Source organism: Desulfatiglans parachlorophenolica (assembly GCF_055394735.1).
Map to the genome: position 1 here is coordinate 1,502,726 of NZ_AP042460.1, position 22,631 is coordinate 1,525,356.

Annotated in this window: 15 protein-coding genes; all 15 read right to left on the reverse strand. The window is 55.9% G+C overall.

The genetic code is table 11. The annotated features are described in order from the left end of the window. Positions 1-16: 16 nt before the first annotated feature. The 15 genes from ACZ500_RS07135 to ACZ500_RS07205 all read right to left on the reverse strand — a co-directional run bounded on the left by ACZ500_RS07135 (position 17) and on the right by ACZ500_RS07205 (position 22,547). Positions 17-418, reverse strand: coding sequence for a hypothetical protein (locus ACZ500_RS07135; protein ID WP_464231818.1), 402 nt, complete (start codon positions 416-418; stop codon positions 17-19). A 13-nt stretch (positions 419-431) separates the two neighbouring features. Continuing rightward, positions 432-1,367: a zinc dependent phospholipase C family protein gene (locus tag ACZ500_RS07140; RefSeq protein ID WP_464231819.1), complete on the reverse strand. Its 936-nt coding sequence runs from the start codon at positions 1,365-1,367 to the stop codon at positions 432-434. A 78-nt stretch (positions 1,368-1,445) separates the two neighbouring features. Then, on the reverse strand, positions 1,446-2,153 hold the full coding sequence (locus ACZ500_RS07145) for a hypothetical protein (protein ID WP_464231820.1): 708 nt from the start codon (positions 2,151-2,153) through the stop codon (positions 1,446-1,448). A gap of 11 nt (positions 2,154-2,164) precedes the next feature. After that, entirely contained in the window at positions 2,165-2,989 is an 825-nt protein-coding gene (locus ACZ500_RS07150; RefSeq protein WP_464231821.1) for a PDDEXK family nuclease, read from the reverse strand. A 23-nt stretch (positions 2,990-3,012) separates the two neighbouring features. Continuing rightward, a complete protein-coding gene (locus ACZ500_RS07155) occupies positions 3,013-3,477 on the reverse strand; it encodes a very short patch repair endonuclease (RefSeq protein WP_464231822.1) in 465 nt (154 codons plus the stop codon). 36 nt (positions 3,478-3,513) lie between these two features. Further along, complete coding sequence (gene drmC, locus ACZ500_RS07160) at positions 3,514-4,290, reverse strand: DISARM system phospholipase D-like protein DrmC (RefSeq protein WP_464231823.1); 777 nt, start codon at positions 4,288-4,290, stop codon at positions 3,514-3,516. Further along, positions 4,283-6,130, reverse strand: a complete 1,848-nt coding sequence (gene drmB, locus ACZ500_RS07165; RefSeq protein WP_464231824.1) for a DrmB family protein — start codon at positions 6,128-6,130, stop codon at positions 4,283-4,285. The genes drmC and drmB overlap by 8 nt, the downstream gene beginning before the upstream one ends. Further along, on the reverse strand, positions 6,127-9,990 hold the full coding sequence (gene drmA, locus ACZ500_RS07170) for a DISARM system helicase DrmA (RefSeq protein WP_464233012.1): 3,864 nt from the start codon (positions 9,988-9,990) through the stop codon (positions 6,127-6,129). The genes drmB and drmA overlap by 4 nt, the downstream gene beginning before the upstream one ends. 14 nt (positions 9,991-10,004) lie before the next feature. Next, on the reverse strand, positions 10,005-10,997 hold the full coding sequence (locus ACZ500_RS07175; RefSeq protein ID WP_464231825.1) for an O-methyltransferase: 993 nt from the start codon (positions 10,995-10,997) through the stop codon (positions 10,005-10,007). Next, positions 10,990-12,411: an ATP-binding protein gene (locus ACZ500_RS07180; RefSeq protein ID WP_464231826.1), complete on the reverse strand. Its 1,422-nt coding sequence runs from the start codon at positions 12,409-12,411 to the stop codon at positions 10,990-10,992. The genes ACZ500_RS07175 and ACZ500_RS07180 overlap by 8 nt, the downstream gene beginning before the upstream one ends. Further along, positions 12,404-16,690 (reverse strand): Eco57I restriction-modification methylase domain-containing protein, encoded by a 4,287-nt coding sequence (locus tag ACZ500_RS07185; protein ID WP_464233013.1) that lies wholly within the window; start codon positions 16,688-16,690, stop codon positions 12,404-12,406. The genes ACZ500_RS07180 and ACZ500_RS07185 overlap by 8 nt, the downstream gene beginning before the upstream one ends. A gap of 101 nt (positions 16,691-16,791) precedes the next feature. Then, positions 16,792-19,971 carry a DISARM system SNF2-like helicase DrmD gene (gene drmD / locus ACZ500_RS07190; protein ID WP_464231827.1) on the reverse strand — a complete coding sequence of 1,060 codons (3,180 nt, stop codon included), beginning with the start codon at positions 19,969-19,971 and terminating at the stop codon, positions 16,792-16,794. Further along, complete coding sequence (locus ACZ500_RS07195) at positions 19,964-21,085, reverse strand: DNA cytosine methyltransferase (protein WP_464231828.1); 1,122 nt, start codon at positions 21,083-21,085, stop codon at positions 19,964-19,966. Before ACZ500_RS07195 ends, drmD begins: the two co-directional genes overlap by 8 nt. A gap of 317 nt (positions 21,086-21,402) precedes the next feature. Next, positions 21,403-21,762: a nucleotidyl transferase AbiEii/AbiGii toxin family protein gene (locus ACZ500_RS07200; RefSeq protein ID WP_464231829.1), complete on the reverse strand. Its 360-nt coding sequence runs from the start codon at positions 21,760-21,762 to the stop codon at positions 21,403-21,405. Next, positions 21,759-22,547, reverse strand: a complete 789-nt coding sequence (locus ACZ500_RS07205) for a type IV toxin-antitoxin system AbiEi family antitoxin (protein WP_464231830.1) — start codon at positions 22,545-22,547, stop codon at positions 21,759-21,761. Before ACZ500_RS07205 ends, ACZ500_RS07200 begins: the two co-directional genes overlap by 4 nt. Between the last annotated feature and the right edge of the window lie 84 nt (positions 22,548-22,631).

Genomic DNA, 22,631 nt, shown 5'->3' on the forward strand with positions numbered 1-22,631 from the left:
AAAGCTCTTCTCGACTTTATTTACATTTATCGTAGTTATCTATATTGCTCAGGTCGAATACGTCAGGACAGTCCAGGACAGGACCATCCAGTTCGATAGTGCAGGTGTAATCGAAAAGGATCAGGGTTCCGTCTCGATAAACCTTGATGAGATAATACCACCCACGAGGATCGACTTCCAATCTGTGCTTTTTGAGTGCATCGAGGTAATCTCCTGGTATCTTGTCTCTGACAAACTCAATAAACCGCTTGTCGTCAAAATCCACCGGGATCTGATCGCCATATTCCCCGATCACCTTGTCACTCGAAAAGGTCACCGCCGATTTGAGGATTCCGTACTCCTGTTTGCGGTGCTCATCGAGGGTGGCGCAAGAAGAAATGAAAAAGACCGTGAGGGACAGCCATATCGTCGCTTTCAACCCGATTCTCATCTCACACCCAATAGGTCTTGATTTGGTCGCTTGAATCCATATCGACACCCGTGTCCAGATTCCAATTCCGAATGACCTCTGCAATCTGGACAGCCGATTCGAAACCGTCGTACAGCCGATCCCATGCACCAACGACATTGTTCACAGCCCTGTCGAACCCCACGGCTCTAAACCTTCCTGTCGCACCTCCAGGCATCCTGACTTTCATGTAGTATTTTTCCTGTTCCTCAGGGTATTTGGCAGCGATTTCGTCGCGTGTCTTGTACAAAAGTCTATTGGCGATCCCGGCATGGCGGAAAAGCGCGACGATGCTCGATCCACCCTCTGCGGCATCGATGGCGTTTGAATAAGTGATAAACCAAAGAGACGGCTTGGGTTCCTCACCCGTATCGGGATAGGTTCTCTGGGTCTGTTTTCGCCAGAATTCCATGAGGGCCTCGAAATCCTCTTCTTGTTGACCACAAAATTTCAAGACAGAGGAAAACTCGGTGTACCTGACATCCATTTTTTTAACCTGATGATATATCAGGGAATCTTGGGTGGTTTCACATAATTGGTGCTCTTTTGAATTCTCTTCGTAGGGTCCGACGATGGCTTCGACAATGGGATGAATGGTCGCATCCACAATGAGATGGGAGACATAACCGAACAACCAGGCTAGAATACGCTCATCCGTGGGACCGAGAGGACCCTCGGCCCAGGTGTTTTTGATGTCGGCGTAACCGTGCAAAACAATGCCATTCGTCGTTTTGTAGTGCATCAGGTCCGCCCAATTGACAGTTCCCGTTTTGAGGCTCAGATAGGGCAAGTCTGGACTCACCGCGCCAAGATAGAGAAATTCGGAGTGCCTGTTGAGAATCCTGTATAGAAAAGGGCGAGAAGCGAGCCTTCGCTTGGCTGCATCAGCAATCAGGAAATGGGTGAAAGGTCCGGCCATGGGTTACATCTCATTGTCGCTACAAAGTAGATCAGACTGATCTCCATCGAAGGAATTCCTACGCAAAGGCTCATTTTGTCAACAATCCCATACGACCTCACAGGCCAGGTATTCACTAAGGACCATTCGCACAAGCACGCCACCGGTCTCGACCACTCCATATCGATAACGGTCAGGCTGAACCACAACCCAACCACCTGAAAACGGGAGTCGATCAGGAGATTTCCCGAACGCCCTGCGGAACGACCGGCTGCCGATGTCCGGCCACAACCCGATTCTGTCGCCGCCGGCAACCTGCTCGAAGGCGAATCTTCGGTCATCGCTCAATATCTGTAACGGTGCAAAACCGACTATGCTCGGTTCCTCCAGTTTCGGGTACAACTCATACGCAGCCTGTCCTCTTGCGAGCTTCAGGACCACGTTTCTAATCCGATCGGCTTCCGTTTCCCAAAGCAAGTTGTCCGCCTCGTCCCTTTTCCGGGCATCTTCTATCCTGTATCTCAGCGCCGGATTATCTTCCAAAATCCGCTTTACATTGGGACGATGGGCATCTGATGCCTCAGCATCGCCGCAGATGACACAATCCACAAAGCAAGCCAGATATTGCTCATCCAGCGAGAACGAGGCGTTGCATCTTCGGCAAGCACCGACAACCGGCAGCTCCAGCGGATAGGGTTCATCCAACAGGACCTTCGAGGGCACGTGGTCACCAGTATCTGGATAGGTGCCACAATAAACACACATGCCGGTGTGACGTTTATCGATGAACAGTTGCCGTGGGTCCATGCCTCAAGCAATCATCCCTCCGCAGACGTTTCTGGATTAGCACTCCCGTCCCTCTGGGCGAACAACCCATCGATTCGATCCGCCGCTTTCGCGCTTTCGAGATACGAGGCGTATGCGGCCCGAGCCCTACCGGTCAGAAGTTCATAAGTCAAGATTCTCGAACCGGGAGATACACTGTTCATCGCATCCTCGATCCGTTGAGAGGGATCGGGCGGGTTCCTGCCGACGACGAACACGACTTCGATTTGGGCTCTGTCTTTTTCCTCCGGAGGCAAGATTTCCTTTATGGCGTCTACGTATTTGGCCCCTTGCCCGGCGAGTTCGTAGATACCGACGCGAACCGATGCTCTCTTCAACTCTACAATCACGTGTTTGCCAGCCAAAGTGCTGTACCGAATGTCGACCCGACCATACTCGTCCTTAGTCCTATCGTCATCGCGGAACGGATCGTGCAGACGCAATCTCCGCTCCATCTCCTCACTGCCTGTGGCGCGTTCCCACGCGGGGTCGAGCAGCCAAAGGTGATCGAACAGATACTTTTGCAGAACGCGTTCCCGGTAATTCTCGTCAACCAACCCCTGCAGCTCCTGGATTATCTCCAATCGGTTGTGCACGATATCTCGATAAAACGACGCCTCCAAAGAGTCCCGGTCGGCCAGCAGTCGTAGAAGGGCATCCACTCCTCTCGACAACGCTCGCTCGAGCTCTTCGGCGTCCCAGGCGTTCGCCACGGTCTCCGTGATCACGGCGGCGACGCTACTGTAAAGTCCGTCTGCCAAATGATCGAGTACGTTGAGATCGACGGTCATTCGATATGGATGGTCGTTATCGCTCATCACCTTTCCCTCTTCGAGATGTCTCACCTTACGGAGTTTTTCTTCACTCCTCGGTCAAGGACCCGCATCTTGTCCGAGTTACCGATTTCACCGCACCGCTCTTCGGACGATAGCCATGCATGCACGTGTGCACCCAGTTTATCGAGTTCCTCGTCCTTTTTTCCTTTGATCGCGCACTCCCATACGACCAGGACCCTCCACCCGGCAGCCAAGAGGGCGTCGTAACTTCTTTTGTCCCTCTTCTTGTTCGCCTCGAATTTTTCACCCCAGAATGCCTTCCTCGAAGAGGGCATGGTAGCGTACTTACAGCCTTCGTGGACATGCCAGAAGCAACCGTGAACGAAGACGACCGCATGAAACCGCGGGAACACGAGATCGGGCGAACCCGGCAGCTTTCGGTCGTGCAGCCGATATCGCAGCCCGAGCCGATGAAGCGCACGCCGAAGCCCCATCTCCGCACCGGTGTCGCGTTGCCCCACGCTGGCCATGATCCGCGATCTCGTTTTTCTGTCGACCGTATCCATTCAAACGAGGTCCACCGTTTCCGTCGCGACGAGGGCCTCGAGATGTCTGTGGAGTTCGTCTGGCAGGTGTCCGCCTCTGACCAGGACACCCAGTTCCATGTTTCGCTCCATCGCCGCCGTGCTCAGGTTGGCGCTGGTGATGAACGCCAGTTTGCCGTCGGCTACGGCGCATTTCGCATGTACCGAGCCTATCGTGGCGCCGACCCCCTCGTTCCGGGTTCCGGTATGCCACACATAGACATCGGCGGACGGAACAGCCGCTTTCATCGTCTTGACCGAGTCCACCGTGACCTTTCCTCCTCGCTCGGTCGAGGATTCGAGCAAAACGCCCACTCGAACCCCCCGTCGAGTCGCCTCCTGCAACGCCCGGACGATCGAGCCCACCTCGTAGGCCACGAAGCTCACGATGAAGAGGCGATTGCGTGCCGAGTCGACAACCTCGCAGAGGACCTGTTCCGTGTGTCGGACAGGGACCATGCCGGAGGAAGGGCCCGTCCAGACCATCTCGACGGCGCTGCGGCCCTCTTGCATCGAAGCGGTCGCGGAAGCGCCCCGTAACGCGGCGGCCAATTCCTTCGGCGTCACGCCCTTCGCATCCCGCCAGGCGGCGTCCAGACGGCCGATCATGGACTTGTCCGCATTGGGACCGAAGGCGGGTTTCACCGATGCGAACCGTTCGATCGAACCCGCCGATTCGATTTTGGTGGCGACGGCAGCGATGCGGTCGGGGTGCAGCTCCAGTCCGAGTTCGGCGACGATTCGCCACAGCTCATCCATCGTCCTCGCCCCTTCGTCCGAAGAAAGCGGCATCGCGGCACTCGAAAGTGGGCACGAGCAAGGCCCTGTCCAGATAACGGTTGCCTCTCTCGCAAGAAGTTTCGGACACGAACGTGCATGCGTGGCAAGCGGCGACGTGAAGGGACCGGTCGATCCCTGGATCGTGTTCCGAACACAACGGGTCCGACGAACAGATACACGCCCGATCGAGTGCCTGAGTCATCAGACGCCCCAGATTTTCCGGATTCCCCAGCTCCACCAGTCCGCCCAGAGTTCCGTCCGAATCGGCTGCCGCCGTGTAGATCAAGACGCCTGCCATGGGTTTTTCCTTATCGGAACTCGCGTAGACGCGTTCACGAATGCTGGCCGCGTTGTATCCGCATTCCAGGGCCAGTTCGCGGATGAGCAGGTGGGCGAAGGTGTGAAGCATGGCGTATCGGACACCCGGATAGCCCTCGTCCGGGGGTAGCCGTCTGGCGTTACGCCATCCTCGATGCCCGTTTTCCAGTTTCGTGTTCCGTCTCTTTATTGACTGCCGGGATTCCCAAGATTCGACGGACTCCTCGTCGAATCTAATGAAAATCCCCTCGCCGTGAACCTCGCACGCCGGCACCCATTCCGGCCTCCTTCGAGAAAGAGGCCCCCTTTCCGGGCGGTCGTCGGGATCGCCGCTTTCTTCGGGGGCCTCGACTCGGGTGTAACCGATCAAGGCGTTTACCTCCCGCAACCGCTCCAAAAGCAAGACACGGGTTATCTCCCCGACGTATGGGGCGGGTGGGCTCACTTCCCGGCTCATGAATTGGGGCCAGTCGGTGGGAGGCGCCGCGGCCGTCAACACCTGCCACTCGGGCCACTTGAGGTCCTCCACGGCCACCGACGTTTCGAGGGTGCCTTCCCGTTTCGCCTCGATGATCTCCCAGGTTCTCTCGGGCTCGCACACCTGGATTCCCGGAAGGGTTCCCGTTTTCTTCAGCGTCTTGAGGACGTAGCCGGTCTCTTCGGCCGATTCCACGTCCTGAAAATAGGTCCACCCGTCTTTCACGACCTGAACGACCGGGTCGTCCTCCAAGGGGATGGCCAGGACCGACAAGCTCATGGGAAACCAACTGTTCGTCGCTCCGAGCAGCACCGCCCGGGGTGGCTCGTCGCACGACGCGTCGAAGATATCCAGATGCGGGTGTCTACCCCTGCAGGCCGGTAGATTTTCCCTGGCTTCCCGGCCGAATGCGTGAACCAACGAGCGCGCGGCGTCGCACCCATCGCATTTCACCCAGAGGTTTTCGGTCTGGAGAGAAGCCCCTCTCTCGAAAAACCGCAGCGTCCCCCGGCATTCGGACGGCCCTCCGTGAACGAACCAGTGCCAAGGAAAATCGTCGAGATGTCCGTTCCTGCAGGCCAACAGAAAACGGGCCGGGACCGCGTCCGCGTTTCTTCCTTTTTCGCAGTTCGAATGCACGAAATGTGTCCGTTCCGGTCGATATGGGTCCGGTTTGATGTCGAAAAGGCCGGAGTCGTATTCGGCCAGCAATCCACATTTCACGCAGCGCAACCATCGTGGGAAAGGCCTCACCGGCACGCCGATCTTGCCCTCCGCCGACATGGGGCTGGCCCCTTCCTCACGGACGAAAGGAGGGACCCGCAGACGCTCGACCTGTGGGCCGAGCACCCGACGAACCGCGGCGAGCAATCTGGCTTCCTCCACCGGCAGACATTGGTTGACATCCCACCGATCCAGACCCATCGTCACCACCGAGAGGTTCGGAAGATCGACCAGCGCTCCGGGACCGTACGTCCAGAGCAACTGACTCGGGCGGACTTGCCCCACGAGATAGGTACTCATGCCTCCCCTCCGTCGCCTTCCGCGTCTCTCGCTCTGGCGCACCACTCTGGAGCGTCGGAGAGCTTCGCCATGTCCATGACCAGGCGGACGCCAGGTTCGACCTCCCGCATGGAAAACGGCACGGTGAACTCGTCCCATGCCGTGGCTCCCGGTTTTCGCAACAGACCCACGACATCGTCCTTGGCGCTCTCGTAGCCGAGCCGTCTCCCTGGCTTGACAGCTTCCTTCACCCAACGATCGATGCGATCCGCCACCATCGTGTCCGCCCTTTGCCGGGCCGCCCTGTCCTTGACCTTCCAGGCACGATCCGAGACCACGGATCTCGCGGCGGAGGCCTCCGGTCGCCCCGAGTTGTCGAGCGCGCCGGCCCCGAGATTCGGGTTCAAGGTTTCGTTCAAGAGGCGCATGACGCTCACCATCGTTCCCGTCAGGCCCCTATCGAGTGCCCGTGGCGCGAAAGGCGTGACGGATTGGGCCTCCACGTGTTTGTAGAAGGTCGCGTGGTAGTGTTCGAAGGTCTCGTAGTGGGACAGATCACGGGGACGGGACCACGTCAGTACCGTGCAGACCAGCCCCGGAAAGACACGACCGACACGGCTGCTGGCCTGGATATATTCGGCGGTGTTCTTGGGTTGCCCGTTCACGACCATCAGGCCGAGCCGGTTCACGTCCACACCGACCGAGAGCATGTTCGTGGCGAGGACGATGTCGATGGCGCGGGTCTCGCCCTTGGCCCAGGTCGCTTTGAACTTCACCTCCAGTTGATCCAGTTTTCTGGGTATCTCCTTGTTCGAAACGCGCGAGGTCAGTTCGTCCACGTTTCGAATCGAGCGCTGGCTCAGCCCCGGTCGCGACACGTCGCTCATCTGGACACGGTAGGAACGCGTCTGGACGTCGTCTTCCGCGAGCCGACGCATTCCACCCAATTCGCGCAGAGAATTGAAATACCCTACCAGGGACATGTACGGATCGGCGGCCTGCCCGAATCGCTCGAACAGGGATTGTGCGGCCGTCAGCAGTGCCACGTAGACCCGGATGAGGACGGCGGGACGCGAGCTGCCGGGCGAACAGATGCCCAAGTACTGGCGTCCGGGTTTCCGATCGATCGATCGCTGCACGGAAAAGAAATTGTCTTCCACCTCGATGCCGTGCGGGGGAAAGACCGCCACGCGACGGAGGAAGACGTTGTTGACCTGCTCGTCGGCCTTGCGAACGGTCGCGGTCGACGCGATCACTTTCGGCCTCACGGTCTTGCCGTCCAAGGTCCAGACCGAAAGTTCGTCCACGGCGGTTTCGTAGAGACCTACCATGGTGCCCAACGGACCACCAATGAGGTGGAACTCGTCCTGGATGATCAGGTCGGGAGGGCGAATCGGCGTCATGGGCCGGGGCCTCGTGGCCGGAAGAGACCCCTTCTTGTGATGCATCCCGCTGCACTCGGCCCCTGGCCAGAGAAGACCGTGACGCGGGCATTCCGCATCGACCTTTCCGAACAGCGTTCGCACCTGGCCGCGCCAGGCCATCATGGCGAACTTGTCGACCGTGGCGATGAGCATGGAGGGCGGATGACGGTATATCTCGTCGTCCACCACGAGCACCGGCAGGCCCAGGTTCGGAGACTTGACCTTTCCGAATTCGCAGTTTCCGTATTTGTCTCCGCAGTGGATGAACGTTCGGCCGATGTCCCGGTCCACCCTGATATCTCGCCCGGGTACGATCTCGGAGCCGCACCATGGACAGAAGGTGAGCTGCGCCGGCGTCGAACCGGTTCCGTACTTGCCGTCCCTTTCCCTCTCGATGGCTTCGTGGCTTTCCTCTGTGGTGTTCGGTGTCACGCGCTGGCCGACCCATAGCCCGATCGTGAAGGGCGTGGCGCCCCACTTGGCGGTGTCGGCCCGTCTCAGCACCTCCATGGCGCACATCAGGGTGGTGGCCCTCTGAAACTGCTGGATGGTGAGCAATCGCAGGGTATAGCGCATGATCACCGCCAACCCCCGGCTACCGTCGAGTCCGCCGAGGTTCCCCTGCAGTCTACGGATCGCCATGGCGAAAGCGGCCACCCCGAGGTAGGCCTCCGTCTTTCCGCCGCCGGTCGGGAACCACAGAAGATCGGCGTAGGCTTCCACCGGTTCCGTGCGGTCGCGATGAACGGGATTCGTCAGGGCGGGAACGGACAGCAGGATGAAGGCCAACTGGAACGGCCTCCACGAACGGTTTTCGGGGACGTCGAGGCTCCCGAGATCGACGGTTTCCGCCCGCCGCACCTTCAGGGAATAAACGCTGTGAACACGCTGCCACGCCATCGAACGGTTGGCGAAACGGAACGCTTCGAGCGCCGAGTCGGTCGATGCCAAAACACCGATCCCTTCTCGAAGTCTTTCGAGAACGGCTTCACATCTGTCCAAAGCGGCAGTCGCCGAAGAGTCGTACCCCCGCACGTCGATTCCTATCCTTGCCCGTCGCTCTCCGATCCATGCGGCGTAGTCGTCCGCCAGTGCATCGAGGACGGCGACGAGATCGGCACGCTCCATTTCCGCCAGACGCAGCATGTCGAGCGAGCCGTCCGAGACGAGCCGATTCATCACGGGTCTGTCCTCCGGTGCGGTTCCGGGTGTCTCGGTGACCGAGACCTCGTGACGCGGCATGACGCGGGTCCTGACCTCGGACGCCCGTTCCGGATCGTCCGCCGATGGTGTGGCGTGCACGGAAACGCCGTGTCCGACGGCGAATTCCACCCGCCGTCGGTAGATCATCTCCAGCGATTCGCGTTCTTCGTCCCAGCCGATATCGGATAGCAAAGGTCTCTTCCTGAAGATGGATCGTCCCTCTCCGTCCCGGACGATCAGTTCGGGCTGAAAAACCCACGCCCGGTCCTGATTCTCGTTCGGCTTGGTCTGCCCGTTCACCAGGAAAAGGGTCACCAACCGGTCGCCACTCGGCAGCGGATCGCCGACGGGTCCCTGGACGACCACATCGGGACAGGCGCTGTCCATGACGATGGGAGAGACGATCCGGCGGTCCAACGAAACGGTCACTGTGCCGCCCGAGGGTATTCTTTTCCAGCAGCGAAAGGGTTTGTCGGTCTTCTCGTTCATCCGCTCGCTTTCGGTGCGTTCGTACCTTCCCCAATTGGCGCGAACCTCGACGGCCTTCGCAGATCCGTCGACGCAGAACGTGAAGCCGAAAGACGAAGGCACCAGCGAATTGCTGGTGGAGGCTTCGGTTTCTCGGTCGTCAGCTTCGGGGTCGGTGGTCGCCGCGTCCGCCAGATCCTCCACCTGGTCGTCCTGCACTCGCGTATCCGGCGGAGCGAGCTTGCCGACCAGGTACCGGTCCCTCACGCTCATCCCTATGATTTCTTCGGCGGGTCCGTCGGCGGGCCCGAGCAGGTCGTCTTCGACCGCCCATTGCAGGAGGTCTCGGATGTAGTCCTGTTCCCGCGAGGTTTTCCCCTCGAAAACAGGAAGTGCAGGAAAATCCATGCCACAGGCCTTCTTCAGGGCCGTTTCGAACGACCGCCATTCCAAGCGGCAGACCGCCACGGTCGGCGGCTGGATGCCAAAATCGCCCAGGGGACGGGGAGGTTCGACTGGAACCAGCCCGTCGACAAGCAGCGTGATTTCGTGAAGGGCGCGTCGCAAGCGATAGACACGTGCGAAAAACACGACAATGAGTGCGCCCGATTCTTCTTCAACTATCAAAACAGCGTCGCCTTCACGGACCCCCCCCCCGAGTTCCGAAGAAACCTGATCCACGATGATAGTGCATCCTTCTAACCGAGCTTCCACTCCTATCAGAATCAGCCAAGCATTTTGTCCAACATCAGTTGCCGTAGTTTTGGAAATTGGATAATCGTTCATATCGTATCTTCTGCTCATAGATCGATTCGAGCGAAATGTGGGTAAACCCTGTAAAAGCGCCGAAACATCTTGAATGGATCTTCACCGAGTTCCGACATAGGAAGGTCGTAGCCCATTTTTTCCTTCGGGTTTGGGCAAGACTCCATTGTCAGTCTTTCCAGTGTAGAAAGAGCAGGCATATCGAGCTTCAAAGGCTCTTCTGGGGTCGATGCAAACTGCCAGTCTCGGGCCAGCGTCTCAATTTGTTGCTGGTCCTTGTCTAAGACAATGAGACTTGCGGTGACCATCGGCTGACCATCTGCATAGTGGGTCGCCAGAGCCCAAACGACTTTTCGGTCTGGAAGCATTAAAATCTCTCTTTCGACCGCGAGGTAAAGAGCCCTCAAAACACTCTTTCCGAAGGTTCTGAAGGTCATTCCCTCGGCGTTTAAATCAATCGGGAACAAATTACCCATCCGCTCACGAAAACGATCCAATCGCCATTCATGAATGGTTTTTTTCTGACCTTTTTCACTTTCCAAAGTACCCACCTTGGTGGCAATTTCCTTGGGATCAGGTTCACCCAGCGAGGATGGATTAGAGTTGAGCGTTATCCTCAGAATACTGTTAGTTTGAACCTCCGAAATAGTTCTCGCAAACCTTTCTATCTGGCTGGTTATTTTCCTCGGATCGGTGTAATCGAACCAGATTATTACGGGCTTCTCAAATTCTGTCGAATCAATGTATTCTTCAAGAGTGCTATAGACACAATCGATGCAATCGACTGGGCGATTGAATTTTTGGCGCAAATGAGTGCTCTCAAGGAACTCGACGCATACCATATCCTTGATGCCCAATCGTGCGTGAATAAGCCGAAAATCCTCCAAAAAAGCGCCTCCCAGACCTATGTAACGATAGGTTTCGATTTTCAAAGTTGCAGCGAGTCTAGCCAAAAGTGCAATGAAGAGTTCCCTGTCAACAGCCTTGTTCGGCCTCAGTTTATAAGGAAGAGTAGATTCTTTACTCATCGCCATCCCCCTTTCGCACTTCTTGAAGCACAATTTCGAAGCATTTGTCTCCTATAACACCCGGCTTTTCGTCGTATCTATCAAAAAGCGACTTCGAGACAGTCTTGATTTCTTCGATAGGTCTAGAAAATACTATCCTACGCGATGAAGGTTTTTTTGTTGGAGGCAGTGGAATGACATTTCGTTTCTGTGGATTGAATTCAATCTCACCACTTTTTTTAATTACTTTCTCCCTTGCCGAAACTACTTCGACAGCCTGCCTCAATGGCATTGATTTGGCTGTTTCCCAATGCTTTGTTTGATCGGATCTCGGGTGGTTTTTCCATGTATTTGTGTAATTGATCCAAACACGCATACCTTCCTTCATTTTGACAAGTGCTTGAAGCCAGATATCGGATGATGCATCGAGAGCACGTTTGGTTGTAGTGATCGGGAGCTTTTCTGCCCGCTTGGATCTGAATTCGACGATCCCAGTGATGATCGAAAACTGATAATGGTACAGAGGAATACTATCTCCCCACCCCGTAAGACGGCTCTTGTCGCCAAAGATCACCGCACGATCGTTACAGAAAACGGTCCATCCCGCAGTGGCGGCGGATCTATCTCTCTCGAACTCTGGGGTTTCATCGTCGTCTGTAGACAGCCCCCGTCCAGTATTTAGGCCAACCGTGATCGATACGATGACACCTTCTATATCTTTTTGGAATATATAAGGAGCTGGCCCCTGAGAATCTTCGGAAACAAGAACCTCCACGAGTACCGGTTCTATCGGTTTTTCGTTAACAAATATTCTGAGACCTCGCTGAAGGAACATTGTGAAATGCTCTGAGACTGATGTTCGAAGCTCGTTTCGAAAAGCATCGTTAGTGAAATGCTTTGAAACTCCAGGATACAGTTTGTCAACTTTGATGTGTGTGCCCGGAAAAGGCAACCGAGAATTCGTATCGGTATCCATAATCGGTAGCGGATCCCATTCTTTGTTTTCGAGCCACTCACAGGTGATGGGCACTTCGAATGCATCATCCTTGAAAAGGGTCTTGACCTTTGCATCGCGACCCATCTTGAATATCGCACGTTTCATACCAACCCCATACATGCCGATAGTCTCGTTATCCAAGTCACGATTGTCATCAGGCTCGCGCCCCATCTTGAAAGCGTAGTTTTTGGCTATTTCTCTTGGAATACCCCCACAATTGTCCTCAATAGAGAAATACTCATCGTTCAATGAGATTTTGACGAAAAACTGCGAGTAATCGACTTCGCCTCCATTTGCGGACCTGAGCGCTCCATCAAGGCAGTTGTCAACGAGATCTAAAATCGCATCGGCCAAGCTGATGTCCCTGGTCAACATGGAGACAAAAAACGTTTTGGTCGGGATGGCAATTGCCTTGTCTTGTTGTTTCTCATCAATCATCCGGATTACCTCTTCTTTTTTTTGCCCTGTATCTCGTACTGCGCCCTTCGCCCTGACTTTCGACGAGGCATTTTCGTATAAGGTCGGCGATGGAGGCGTTCCAATGACTGTCGATTAGGCCTGTAGCGGCCAAAATGTCCTTTTTCATGTGCCAGCCGGGATGGGCACGAAGATAGGACATGACCGCCGATAAACCAGACCACCTCAATGAACCGTTTCGACCCAAGTTGCTAAAGTCCGCTCCATAGGACAATTGCCGTTCTTCATCAATGGGTAATCTTAATTGTGCGGGTTGGTTCGAAGAATAGGTCTGTTTTGGGCAAGTCAAATGTAGGCCGTTTCCCTCTTTTGATGACCTTTTACGTGAATTACTGGTTGGCTTACCTTTTTTTTCATGCACCCTGACAACTTCTTCCTCATACCGCTGTCGATTTACGTCCGATAGTCGCTTTAACACTTCGAGCCTCGCCACTTCAGAGATTGTAAACCGGACACAGTCATTCCCAGGTAGAGACCGGACTTGATGGAAGCCGTGCCCCAGGTTGAGGTCTGACCAGCCATAAGCAGCACCTACGATATTGTCCATTTTGACGTGTAAGTAACGCAACATTTTGACGTCTTCAGACAATTCATTGGGATTATTAAAGTGGTTGTATATCGTTGTCAGGCCCTCTTTTCTCGTTAACATCATATTTCGTCGGTGATTATGGTATTTGATGCCAATAAAATTGATATCTATAAATGGGTCGGGGAAAGGAAAAGTCTCGAAACAATCACTGACATTATATCTTGGTGTCTCTCCCAAATTGGATCCTTGATGTAATGACCAAGCCATGTGAAAATTACTTTGTAGGACAATGAAATGTTCATAATCATTGAAACTAAATACGTTGATTGTATTTGCATAAATATAATTAGCTGGTATGAAAGCAAATGCATGATGTTTACCTACAACAGCAGATACTAACACTCTCTCATTCGCTGATATTGCTCTATATAGATCCACTGTTGGTCCGGTAAACTTCCACCATAGGTCCTTTCTTTGCCTTGCCATATTGTTCTTGGGTATGATTTTGTCTCTCTCTGGCTTAACACTTTCCCTAACGATACTTAGCAATTCAGGATATTTTTTGCATTCCTCAAGTGACCAATCGCTGAAATATATTACCCAACGACTTGGTTCAAAAGAGTATGAATTATTAAGCTCTTTTCCTGTAATGTACTGAAAAATAACCTTCTTATTGTTTCCAATTTTAAGATACTTATTGGCTTCAGCTTCAGCCAAAAAGAATCCATCTCCCAAAGGAACTGATCCTTGAAAGCATTTATGTTTATTACACAAAAGCCTGCGAGGGTTTCCAATAGAAATCTCGTCAGAAAGCGAAGTAGAAATCCTCTTCACCATTTCCCCGTTTAGTGAAAATGACCCACTCCACGTTCCTTTGAACAAGTTGACTGTTGAAACAATAACCATCGCAGTTCCTGGCCATCTGATGTCTGTATTTGCTGCAAAAATAGTCAGGCCATTTGTAGACAAATAATCAAAGGACGTTTCCTTATTGTCTGATTCGGCAATAGATTTCGTTGTAATAAAACCCATTGCTGATGAGGTCGCCCGTAATATTAAATTTGAACGTAATAGAAAATAGGTGCAAAGGTCTGCGTTTTTCCTGGCATGAGGCCATTCTCTTTTTAGGAAATGGCTAAACGGAACTGATATCCTGATTGATATTCGAAGCCCCCAAAGAAATGGCGGATTACCCATCATTACATCGAATCCACCGTTCTCATGACAAAATACCTCTGGAAATTCAAGCGGCCAATGAAACGGGTGTCGCGATGGTTTGCCTTCAGACAGGCCTACGGATAATACAGCCTGGGCTCGCTTGGCTATAATCTCGCCCATACTTCCGTTTCCGGTAAGAAATTCTCCAGCTTGAACTGCAAGTGAATCCAATGCTGAATCCAGTGACCGGGCTCTGTCATCCGACCTTAGGGCTTCTCCGATCATGGCGTCGGCCACCACTTCTATCGATTGGAGTTTCTTCCTCGCTTCGGTGTCCAAGAGGGCCATTATCTCGACATCACGAATGTCCCGGATCGGTATGGCACGTAGTCGTCTCCTAATTTTCACCGCCTCGGCGACCGCACCGGCTACGTTCTGGCCGAAGATTCGCTGCTGGTAGGGACCGTCGCCCGGGTTCAATTTGAATTTCGTTAGCTGATCCAGCCGGTGTATGCCCAGGAGACTGTCTCCATGCCGCAAATTGTGGTCGAGAAACCCGAAGGGACGCCCCTTGGCCAGGGTGACCAGCCAGATGGACAGCTTGGCCAGTTCGACGGCGAGGGGATTGATGTCTACGCCGTACAGACACCGCTCCGCGATCAGACGTCTCGCGATGAGGAGCCTTTCGTCCAGACCTTTTGGAATGGGATCGGCATCATCGGCCGATGGCCTGACCTCTCCTTCTGCAGTGACGAATTTGCCGGTAGCCTCTTCTGCAGCCCAAGCCTCTACAAGCCTTTCGGCGAGATACCGGCACACCTGGACAAGAAACGCCCCGGAGCCCATGGCCATATCGCAAATCTTGAGGTCGAGCAGTTCGGCCGGCGTTTTGAGCCGCCATTCTTCGCGAGGTTTTCCTTCTGCGGGACCGAAATAGACGATCGGTTCGAGTGTCGTTTCCACGATGCTTTCGGTGAGCGATTTGGGCGTATAATGCGTTCCCGTCTCCCTACGGTCGGCTCCGAGGGTGACCATGGAGGCCCCCTCGCGATAGACGATGGGATCGTCCCAAGCGTCGGTACGGACGAGATTGGCGAACGGGCGGATGCGTTCGGCGAGCGTCGTGTCGCCACCGCATACGGCGAGCAGGCGTCCGAAGAGCGCGTCGTCGACAGGGCGAGCCAACGCCTTTCTTATGGCAGCCTCGCTGCGCTCCGTGGTTTCCTTGACCAGAGAAACCAGGGTATCCTCGGCGGCCATGCGCGCCGATTCCATCTCGGAAAGAGGGAGATTCGGGTTCTTCGCCTTTTTGGAACCTACCAGGCCTACGGTCACGGACGGCATACGGGCGACGGTGTGTTCGAGAAGACCTTCGTAGACATGGCCGATCTGTTCGACGTCGAGCGCCCGGTAGGACAGCAGAAGGGCTCCACCATGTTGTTCGAGCAGTTGAAGCGAGTTCAGAAGAAGCAGGACCGTCCGGTTGTCTATCGGCAGCGGGGCGGCGTCCGAATCGCGCCAACTCGTCCCCTTGGGCCGGCCTTCCAGGAAGGGAAAGCGGTCCGGATCGAACAGTGACCCACCCAGGGCGGGCATGCGAAGGGACTCGTGGTCGATCCCGCCGTAGACAGCCCTGAAGACCGAAAGAAGGCGGGCCCAGGCGTCGTGACGCCGGTCGAGCACCTCGGGACCGTGGCGATCGGCTTCCTCGGCGAGCTGAGCGCGCAACGTGGAGACGGCATAACACTCGTCGTAAACGGGATCGCCCAATAACAAGAGACCTCTCTCCTCGGCGCAAAGAACGAACACCAGCCGCATCATGACAATCAGCCCGGCTTCGTAAAGCTCGGTGGGCGAAACGTCCCGGAGCAACTCCCTGTTGCGGTCCGCATCGGCCTTGTCCAGGCATTGCACGAGAACTTCCACGGCACGGCGGACCTGCTCGCCGAGGGTGTCCGTGATCTCTTCGTGATGTTCGAGCGATCTGTCGAGCAGCGCTTCCAAGGTCTCTTCCGACGGACCGAAACAGCGTCTAACGCTCCACAGGGACTGGAACGCCTTGAGGGTGACAGGCTCCTGGAACCAGAGTCGAGCATACCACGAGGCATGGCTCGACATCCCTCCCACCGGTGCGTTTACGAGCATCCACCGTTCGCCGTCGGTGAACACTCCCAGTCGAACGGTGTGAGTTCTACAGAGCGCCACCATTCGCTCGATAAGCGACGCTGGCCACCTGTCGTCCTTGCGCACCCTTTCGAAATCCGTTCCCGGAGGTTGGATGGAGACGAAGAGACGGGGCTTGTCGCCGGAAAGCGAAACCACCGTCCAGTCCGGAACGAAGGTCTCCGTCCGCTCCGGGGACGACACCATGTAGGCGTTGGAGGTTTCGGCATCCGTCTTCAGCGTCGAACCGTCGTATTCCAGGATTTCCGTGAACACGAGTCGAATCCACTCGCGATGAAGGTCGGCGAGCAGAGGGTCGTTGTCGTCGACCGCATCGCGCCATTCTTCGTAGGCCGCACGAAGGCGCTGGCGTTTCGGAGTCTCGACCACGTCCAAACCCTGGGGAAACGCCTTCTCCAGGACAGGGACGGCGAGGAAAGGCCCGGAAACCTCGACAAGGGAAAGCCACTCCGTATGTCTCGATGGCTTGGTCATGTCGGTCGTACCTTTCCGAACGAGGAACGGGGAACGAGAAAGACGACCGCCACGGGAAAGGTTCTGGCTGTGGGGGCGGTGTAGCGGCTTTCGATGGCCGCTGCCTCGCTTTTCTTCTCTTCGGGGATGCGGGCGAGTCTGGCTCTCAATGCCTCGACATCCCGCTTCAATTGGTTGCGTTCTTCGTCGGGCCAGAGCGTCAATTGCACGAATTGCGGTCCCGAGTCGGCGAGTTCCTTCCGGATGCTTTTCTCCAGATCGTCGAGGACGGCCATGAGATCGGCGATCTCGCTTTCCTTTCTGCGATTCAGGGTATTTTCGAGATACTTCAAACGATCGCGGGAACGCGCCTCGACGGCTGCCCGTATCGCTTCCTCGTGCCTTTCGAATCGATCTTTCAAGACCGCGAAAACATCGTCGCCGGGGGCGACCGAATCCGCCTTTTCGACGAGAGCTTCGAGCCTCCCGACCTGGGCGATCCTTCTGAACGACTTATGTTCCAGTTCGCCGCCGGAGAGGGTCAATTCCTCGTGTAGCCGGTGATGCCCGCCGCCCGTCACGACCAGGCGCGACCAGATGGCCACCGCAGGGCGATCGAGTTCCCGGTCGGGAACCGTCCGAACGGTGACGCGATGCAGCAACTTGACGTCGTCCAACTTCCAGATTTCCTCGCGCAGCAGACGAAGGCTCATCTGGACCAGCTTGTGTTCGAGGTGGACCAGGACCACGTCGTCCCGTCCCTTGGCCACTTCGTGATCGAAGGTGATGGGACGGCGCACACCGGTGTGCGGGTGTTCGAGTCCGATCGTCGCCCTTCCCCACGAACCGGGCAGCACCGGGACTTCGAACGCCTTGTCATGCGGAACGCCCGACAACGGAACCGCTTTCAGAGGCGGCTTCTCGGCGAGTTCGAGGGCTATCGCGACCGCACGGCGCACGTTTTCCGGATCGAGATGGAAATCCGTCTTCGACTCCACGAGTTTTTCGTGAAGGCGAGCGATTCGCTCTTGTAACCTTCTCTCGGCGACGACGAAACGGCGCGTTTTCGTCGCCCTGGCCTCGGCGGCCCCGGTATCCAAACCGTTACGTCTCCCGAGCATGGCCTCTTCTATCTGTTTGGCGATGACGGGGCCTACGCTGCCCAAGTCCTCTCGGATCGTGTCCACCTTGAGGACGGCCCTCATGAGATACTCGTGATCGCCTTCGATTTCACCCACCTTCCGGTGTCTGGCTATTTCACGAGGATCGAATCCTTGGCTCACCGGGTGCCAGATGAAGACTTCCTTCCGCCTCTGGCCGTGACGGTCGATCCTGCCGTTACGCTGCTCCATCACGTTGGGATTCCAGGGGATCTCGATGTGGATCAAATAGTTGCAATGGTTTTGGAGGTCGATCCCTTCCGAGGCCGCGTCGGTCGCCAGCAGGATTCGAACCGGGGCTACGCTCGGATGCGCCTGGAAGGCCGCCTTGACCGCTTCGCGTTCGTCGGGCCGCATGCTTCCGTGCAGGATGGCGAGACGATCTCCACCGTACCCATTGGCCGTCAGAATCTGATGGAGCCAGACATGGGTGGCTCGGTATTCGGTGAAGAGAATAACCCTCTTTTCGTTCCACTGTCGGTCCGGTTTCAGGTAGGTTTCGAGCCAGCGGAGGATGGCCTTGGCCTTCGCGTCCACCCGATTCTTGTGTTTCTCGGCCCGTTCGCCGAGGCGGTCGAGCATGGCGCGTTCCGTTTCTCCGAGCTTTACGGCCATTTCGCTCGCCACTTCGACCGCTTCGAGCTGGGCCTCTTCCGCTCTCCCTTCGTCCGAGTACTCTTCCTCGCTTCGAACGATCGCCTTGCGGAGAATTCGATCGTCCAGTGTCGAAATTGTCCGGGGGCGACCGCGCAGCAGCGTCTCTCTGTGTTTCGCCAGGGTGATGGCGAAGGCCATCGGCGACGAGAACAGGCGCTTCTTCAACAGCATGTGCACGAAGTCGGTACCGAATTCGTATCTTGTCCCTTTGACGCTGTTGGCTCGAACGGCCGTGAAATCGCGCAGCAGGCGATGGACATCCCGTTCTTCCTCCGAATAGGCGATTTCCAGGCACTCGAGTCGCCGAACGGGAAAGACCGGTTGGCCGTCGGCGTCGACGATGTCGCTCTTCATTCGTCTGACCATGACCCGGTGAAGTCGCTTTTCGTCCGGCATCACGGTCTTGGCGAAGCGTTGGTCGTCGAGCAACTCCAGAAGAGAGGTGAACGATTCCTGATATCCGTTGTGAGGGGTCGCGCTCAGAAAGAGACGATGGGAAAAATGGGGAGCCAGGGTGCGGATCGATCGCGTGCGCTGGCTTTCCAGGGCGTATCGGGTCGCGGCGGCGGGAGCGACGTTATGGGCCTCGTCCACCACGAGAATGTCGAACTTGCGTGGATAGATCGGGTGAGGAGGGAGGATGTCCTCGAGCAGCCGCAGGCCCTCCCCGGATTTCATCCAGTCCATGGAGGAAACGAGTCGTGGAAAAGACGTCCACGGATTGGCGTGGATGCCGCGTTCCCGGCGGAGCGTCTTGACGTAATCCGTATCGACGATACGGAACTCGAGTCCGAACTTTTCCTGCATTTCCGTCCGCCATTTGACCTGAAGAGACGCGGGACAGACGATCATGACGGATCTCGCTCTGTGACGGACCAGAAGCTCCTGAATGACCAGGCCCGCCTCGATGGTTTTTCCCAAACCGACATCGTCCGCGATCAACAGATTGACACGAGCCATGTCGATGGCACGGACGAGGGGGTCGAGTTGGTAGTCTTCGATGGTAATTCCGCTTCGGAAAGGGGCCTGAAGGAATGACCTGTCCGCGTTGGTCGCAGCTCCCCAGCGAACGGCGTCCAGAAACGCCTCCAGTTTGTCCGTTTCGTCCCAACCGGTGATTTTAGGCAGTCCCGCTCTTTCGAGGACGCGTGCACCCGGCTCCAACTCCCACAGGACCTGCAGGCTTTCGCCAAGGTAATCTTCGTCGAGGCTGGCCAGAGTGACGAGGTGTTGTCTTCCGTTGCCCGTCGACGAAAAGGCCGATGTCGCCACGTCACCGACCACCCACTGACGGCGTCTGACCTCGACGAACTGACCCGGGTCCGGTACCGACCGATTCCAGACATAACCGTTCGTGTCGGGTCGTGTTCTTTCAGGCATCCGCTTTCGCTCCCGAACCGGTTTTCCTTCGATCCCGGTCCCACCGAGCGACGTGGCCGAGTACGCTCAGTCCGATCGCCTCTCCGAGTTTCGGTGGCACGGCGTTGCCGATCAACCTTCCGACCGATTTCCGGTGGATGGGATTCCCGGGAGGCACGAACGCGTAGTCTTTCGGGAAGCTCTGTAGGATGGCGCCTTCGCGCAACGAAATGGCGCGGTCTTGAGCGGGGTGCCCGAAACGACCGTTCCCGAAGCCGAAGAACTGGGTCGTGATCGTTGGAGCCAGTTCATCCCAGCACATGCGACCGTATACGCTCGGGTAGGTCTTGCCTGTTCCTTTCCTGTGGCAGTCGGCGACCAGTGTCTCTCGCCAATCTCGCCAAGTGCCACCGGGTTTCGAGGCCTCGATGCGCTTCTTGTTCAGATCCGACAAGATAGCTGCCTGGTGCAGAGGATCGGTTTCGTCCACTTCTCCGGCTTTCAATGGGGGTAAATCGGCTATGCTTTCCCTAACCGTGGTTCGATCGGTGCTGAATTCGGAAGGAGAAATCAACCGGATGGGCCCGAGACTCGAAGCCAACAGCACGAGTCGCTGTCGGTGCTGCGGGATGCCGTAGTCCTCGCAATTTACGGTCTCGATGTCGACGTGATAATTGGCGTCGCGAAGGGCCCCGATAAACTCCTCGAAGACCCCTTGACCCCTGAGTCGTGGAACGTTCTCCATCGTGACCAGTTCAGGACAAATTTCCCGAACGAGTCTGGAAAACTGCCGAAGAAGCCACCATCGTTTGTCGTCCGGAGTGGCCTTTTGGTTGTACGTGGAAAACGTCTGGCAGGGGGCACATCCGGCCAAGAGACGGATGCCGTTTTTCCGGAAAAATCTCTCGATATCGCTCGCCGTCAATTCCTCGACGGGTTTCAGGAGGAATTTGGCTTTGTTGTTCGCCGAGAAGGGATATTCACAAGCGGGGTCGATATCGATCCCGAGCTGGACATCGATGCCCGCTCTTTCGAGTCCGTGAGTCAGGCCCCCGGCACCGCAGAACAAATCCACGGCCCAGATTTTCCGGTTCGATCGCTGTTTCTGGTTGCGAGTTCCTTCGAAGCAATGCATAACTTTCGGATCCTTCCCGATTCGCCCTGGAATTGTCCGAAGCCGCGCCCCCGGCTTTCACCCAACGGGCAGTGAAAATTGACTTTTTCCGATAATTTCATAGTCTTTCATGCTGGAGATGTCAATCGAAACGGGGCCATCTTAGCATAGGCGTTTGTCAGATACGGTCACAGGCGAGGGGATTTTTTTCAGAAAAACGCATTTTTGTTTCTCTGAAAACGACAATGCTATCTGGGACTGATATCCTTATTGGGCGGATAATGGCGTTTTTCTCTTGAGTTCGGATGAGGCTTGGCGATTATGTACGATAAGTATCGTCAACCCCACCTGCGATAGTATCGCGGGTCTGCACCCCCGCAAGGGGACGTTCTCTCGATAATCAACCCCCTCACGACATCGGTTTCATGGATCTTTTTCAGCAGGATTCTCGTGCCGGGCATCCTGCCTTCGATCGCCTCGGCTATCCTTGCCAGGCCGTTGCGGATTTCATCCAGAGCGAGATCCCTTTCGTGCAAGGGCAAATAGGTCAGATCGATGTCCACGGACAACCGAGGGAGATCCTGCACGAAAAAATCGATGGCCGTGCCTCCCTTCAAGGCGAAGGCCTCTTCTTTGTGTATCAGCGGCAGGATTCTCAGAAGTAGCTCCGCCTGCCTGAAGAAGACGGTGTCCTTCATCCCGCCGCCTCTTCATACCTGTCTATAGGGACCGTGATCCGATATTTCTTGTCGTAACGCCCGCCTGGCACGATCATCCGCTTGCCCCTGCCGAGATCGACCGGCGAGAGGTCCAGTTCGGAGACCCAGGGATGGCCGTGCCTTTCCGCCATAGCCAGAAACAGTCTCTTGACCTTGATGGACCGGCATGCTTGCAGCAGTCTTTGAACCGTCTCGGATCGGAGGGTCGCAAGGTTTTCCATGATCAGGAGGGCCTCGTCGAAACCGACGGTCCCGGGCACCAGGTGAAGCATCTCCATGGCGGCCCTTTCCGGTGCGGATATCCTGATACGGAACTCCTTTTCCTCGACCTCGGAGAACCCCAGTTCCGGGGCTGCGGGGAATAGGTTGGTGCGAGTCAGCGAGACCTCCACCCCTAATCGCTCCCCTTTGAACCAGGTGGGCAAAACCAGGCCCTGGGTTGCGTAAAGGAATATCGTTCTGTTGCCGGAAGGGAGGTAATGGGCAAACCCTTTCAGTTCGAGGGCGGTTTTCCCGCCCGGATGGACGTTCAGCCCCAGTTGGCTCTGAAGGGCGTAGACAGCCCCCGGCCATTCCACACGATCACCGCTCAGGATGTAGGCACCTCTTCCGAAGGACTGGGTCCAACCGCTTTTCTTGTATTGGGTAAGGAGATCGTGGCTGAAGCCCTTTGTTTTCAAGTAGGACGCGGCAGCGGGGGTGCCTCTTGGCCACTCACTGACAAGACGGTTTATTTTCGATTTCGTTTCGTTAAACATGCTCATTAAATAACCATATTTTTAAACCAAAGTCAAGGGTTAGTTTGGATTTATTTCTATTTCATTATTATGCATCATCAAATGACAATA

Coding starts and splice junctions, on each gene's coding strand:
- ACZ500_RS07140 (WP_464231819.1), bottom strand. CDS start 1,367: ATGGCCGGACCTTTCACCCATTTCCTGATTGCTGATGCAGCCAAGCGA.
- ACZ500_RS07145 (WP_464231820.1), bottom strand. CDS start 2,153: ATGGACCCACGGCAACTGTTCATCGATAAACGTCACACCGGCATGTGT.
- ACZ500_RS07150 (WP_464231821.1), bottom strand. CDS start 2,989: ATGAGCGATAACGACCATCCATATCGAATGACCGTCGATCTCAACGTA.
- ACZ500_RS07155 (WP_464231822.1), bottom strand. CDS start 3,477: ATGGCCAGCGTGGGGCAACGCGACACCGGTGCGGAGATGGGGCTTCGG.
- drmC (WP_464231823.1), bottom strand. CDS start 4,290: ATGGATGAGCTGTGGCGAATCGTCGCCGAACTCGGACTGGAGCTGCAC.
- drmB (WP_464231824.1), bottom strand. CDS start 6,130: ATGAGTACCTATCTCGTGGGGCAAGTCCGCCCGAGTCAGTTGCTCTGG.
- drmA (WP_464233012.1), bottom strand. CDS start 9,990: ATGAACGATTATCCAATTTCCAAAACTACGGCAACTGATGTTGGACAA.
- ACZ500_RS07175 (WP_464231825.1), bottom strand. CDS start 10,997: ATGAGTAAAGAATCTACTCTTCCTTATAAACTGAGGCCGAACAAGGCT.
- ACZ500_RS07180 (WP_464231826.1), bottom strand. CDS start 12,411: ATGATTGATGAGAAACAACAAGACAAGGCAATTGCCATCCCGACCAAA.
- drmD (WP_464231827.1), bottom strand. CDS start 19,971: ATGCCTGAAAGAACACGACCCGACACGAACGGTTATGTCTGGAATCGG.
- ACZ500_RS07195 (WP_464231828.1), bottom strand. CDS start 21,085: ATGCATTGCTTCGAAGGAACTCGCAACCAGAAACAGCGATCGAACCGG.
- ACZ500_RS07200 (WP_464231829.1), bottom strand. CDS start 21,762: ATGAAGGACACCGTCTTCTTCAGGCAGGCGGAGCTACTTCTGAGAATC.
- ACZ500_RS07205 (WP_464231830.1), bottom strand. CDS start 22,547: ATGAGCATGTTTAACGAAACGAAATCGAAAATAAACCGTCTTGTCAGT.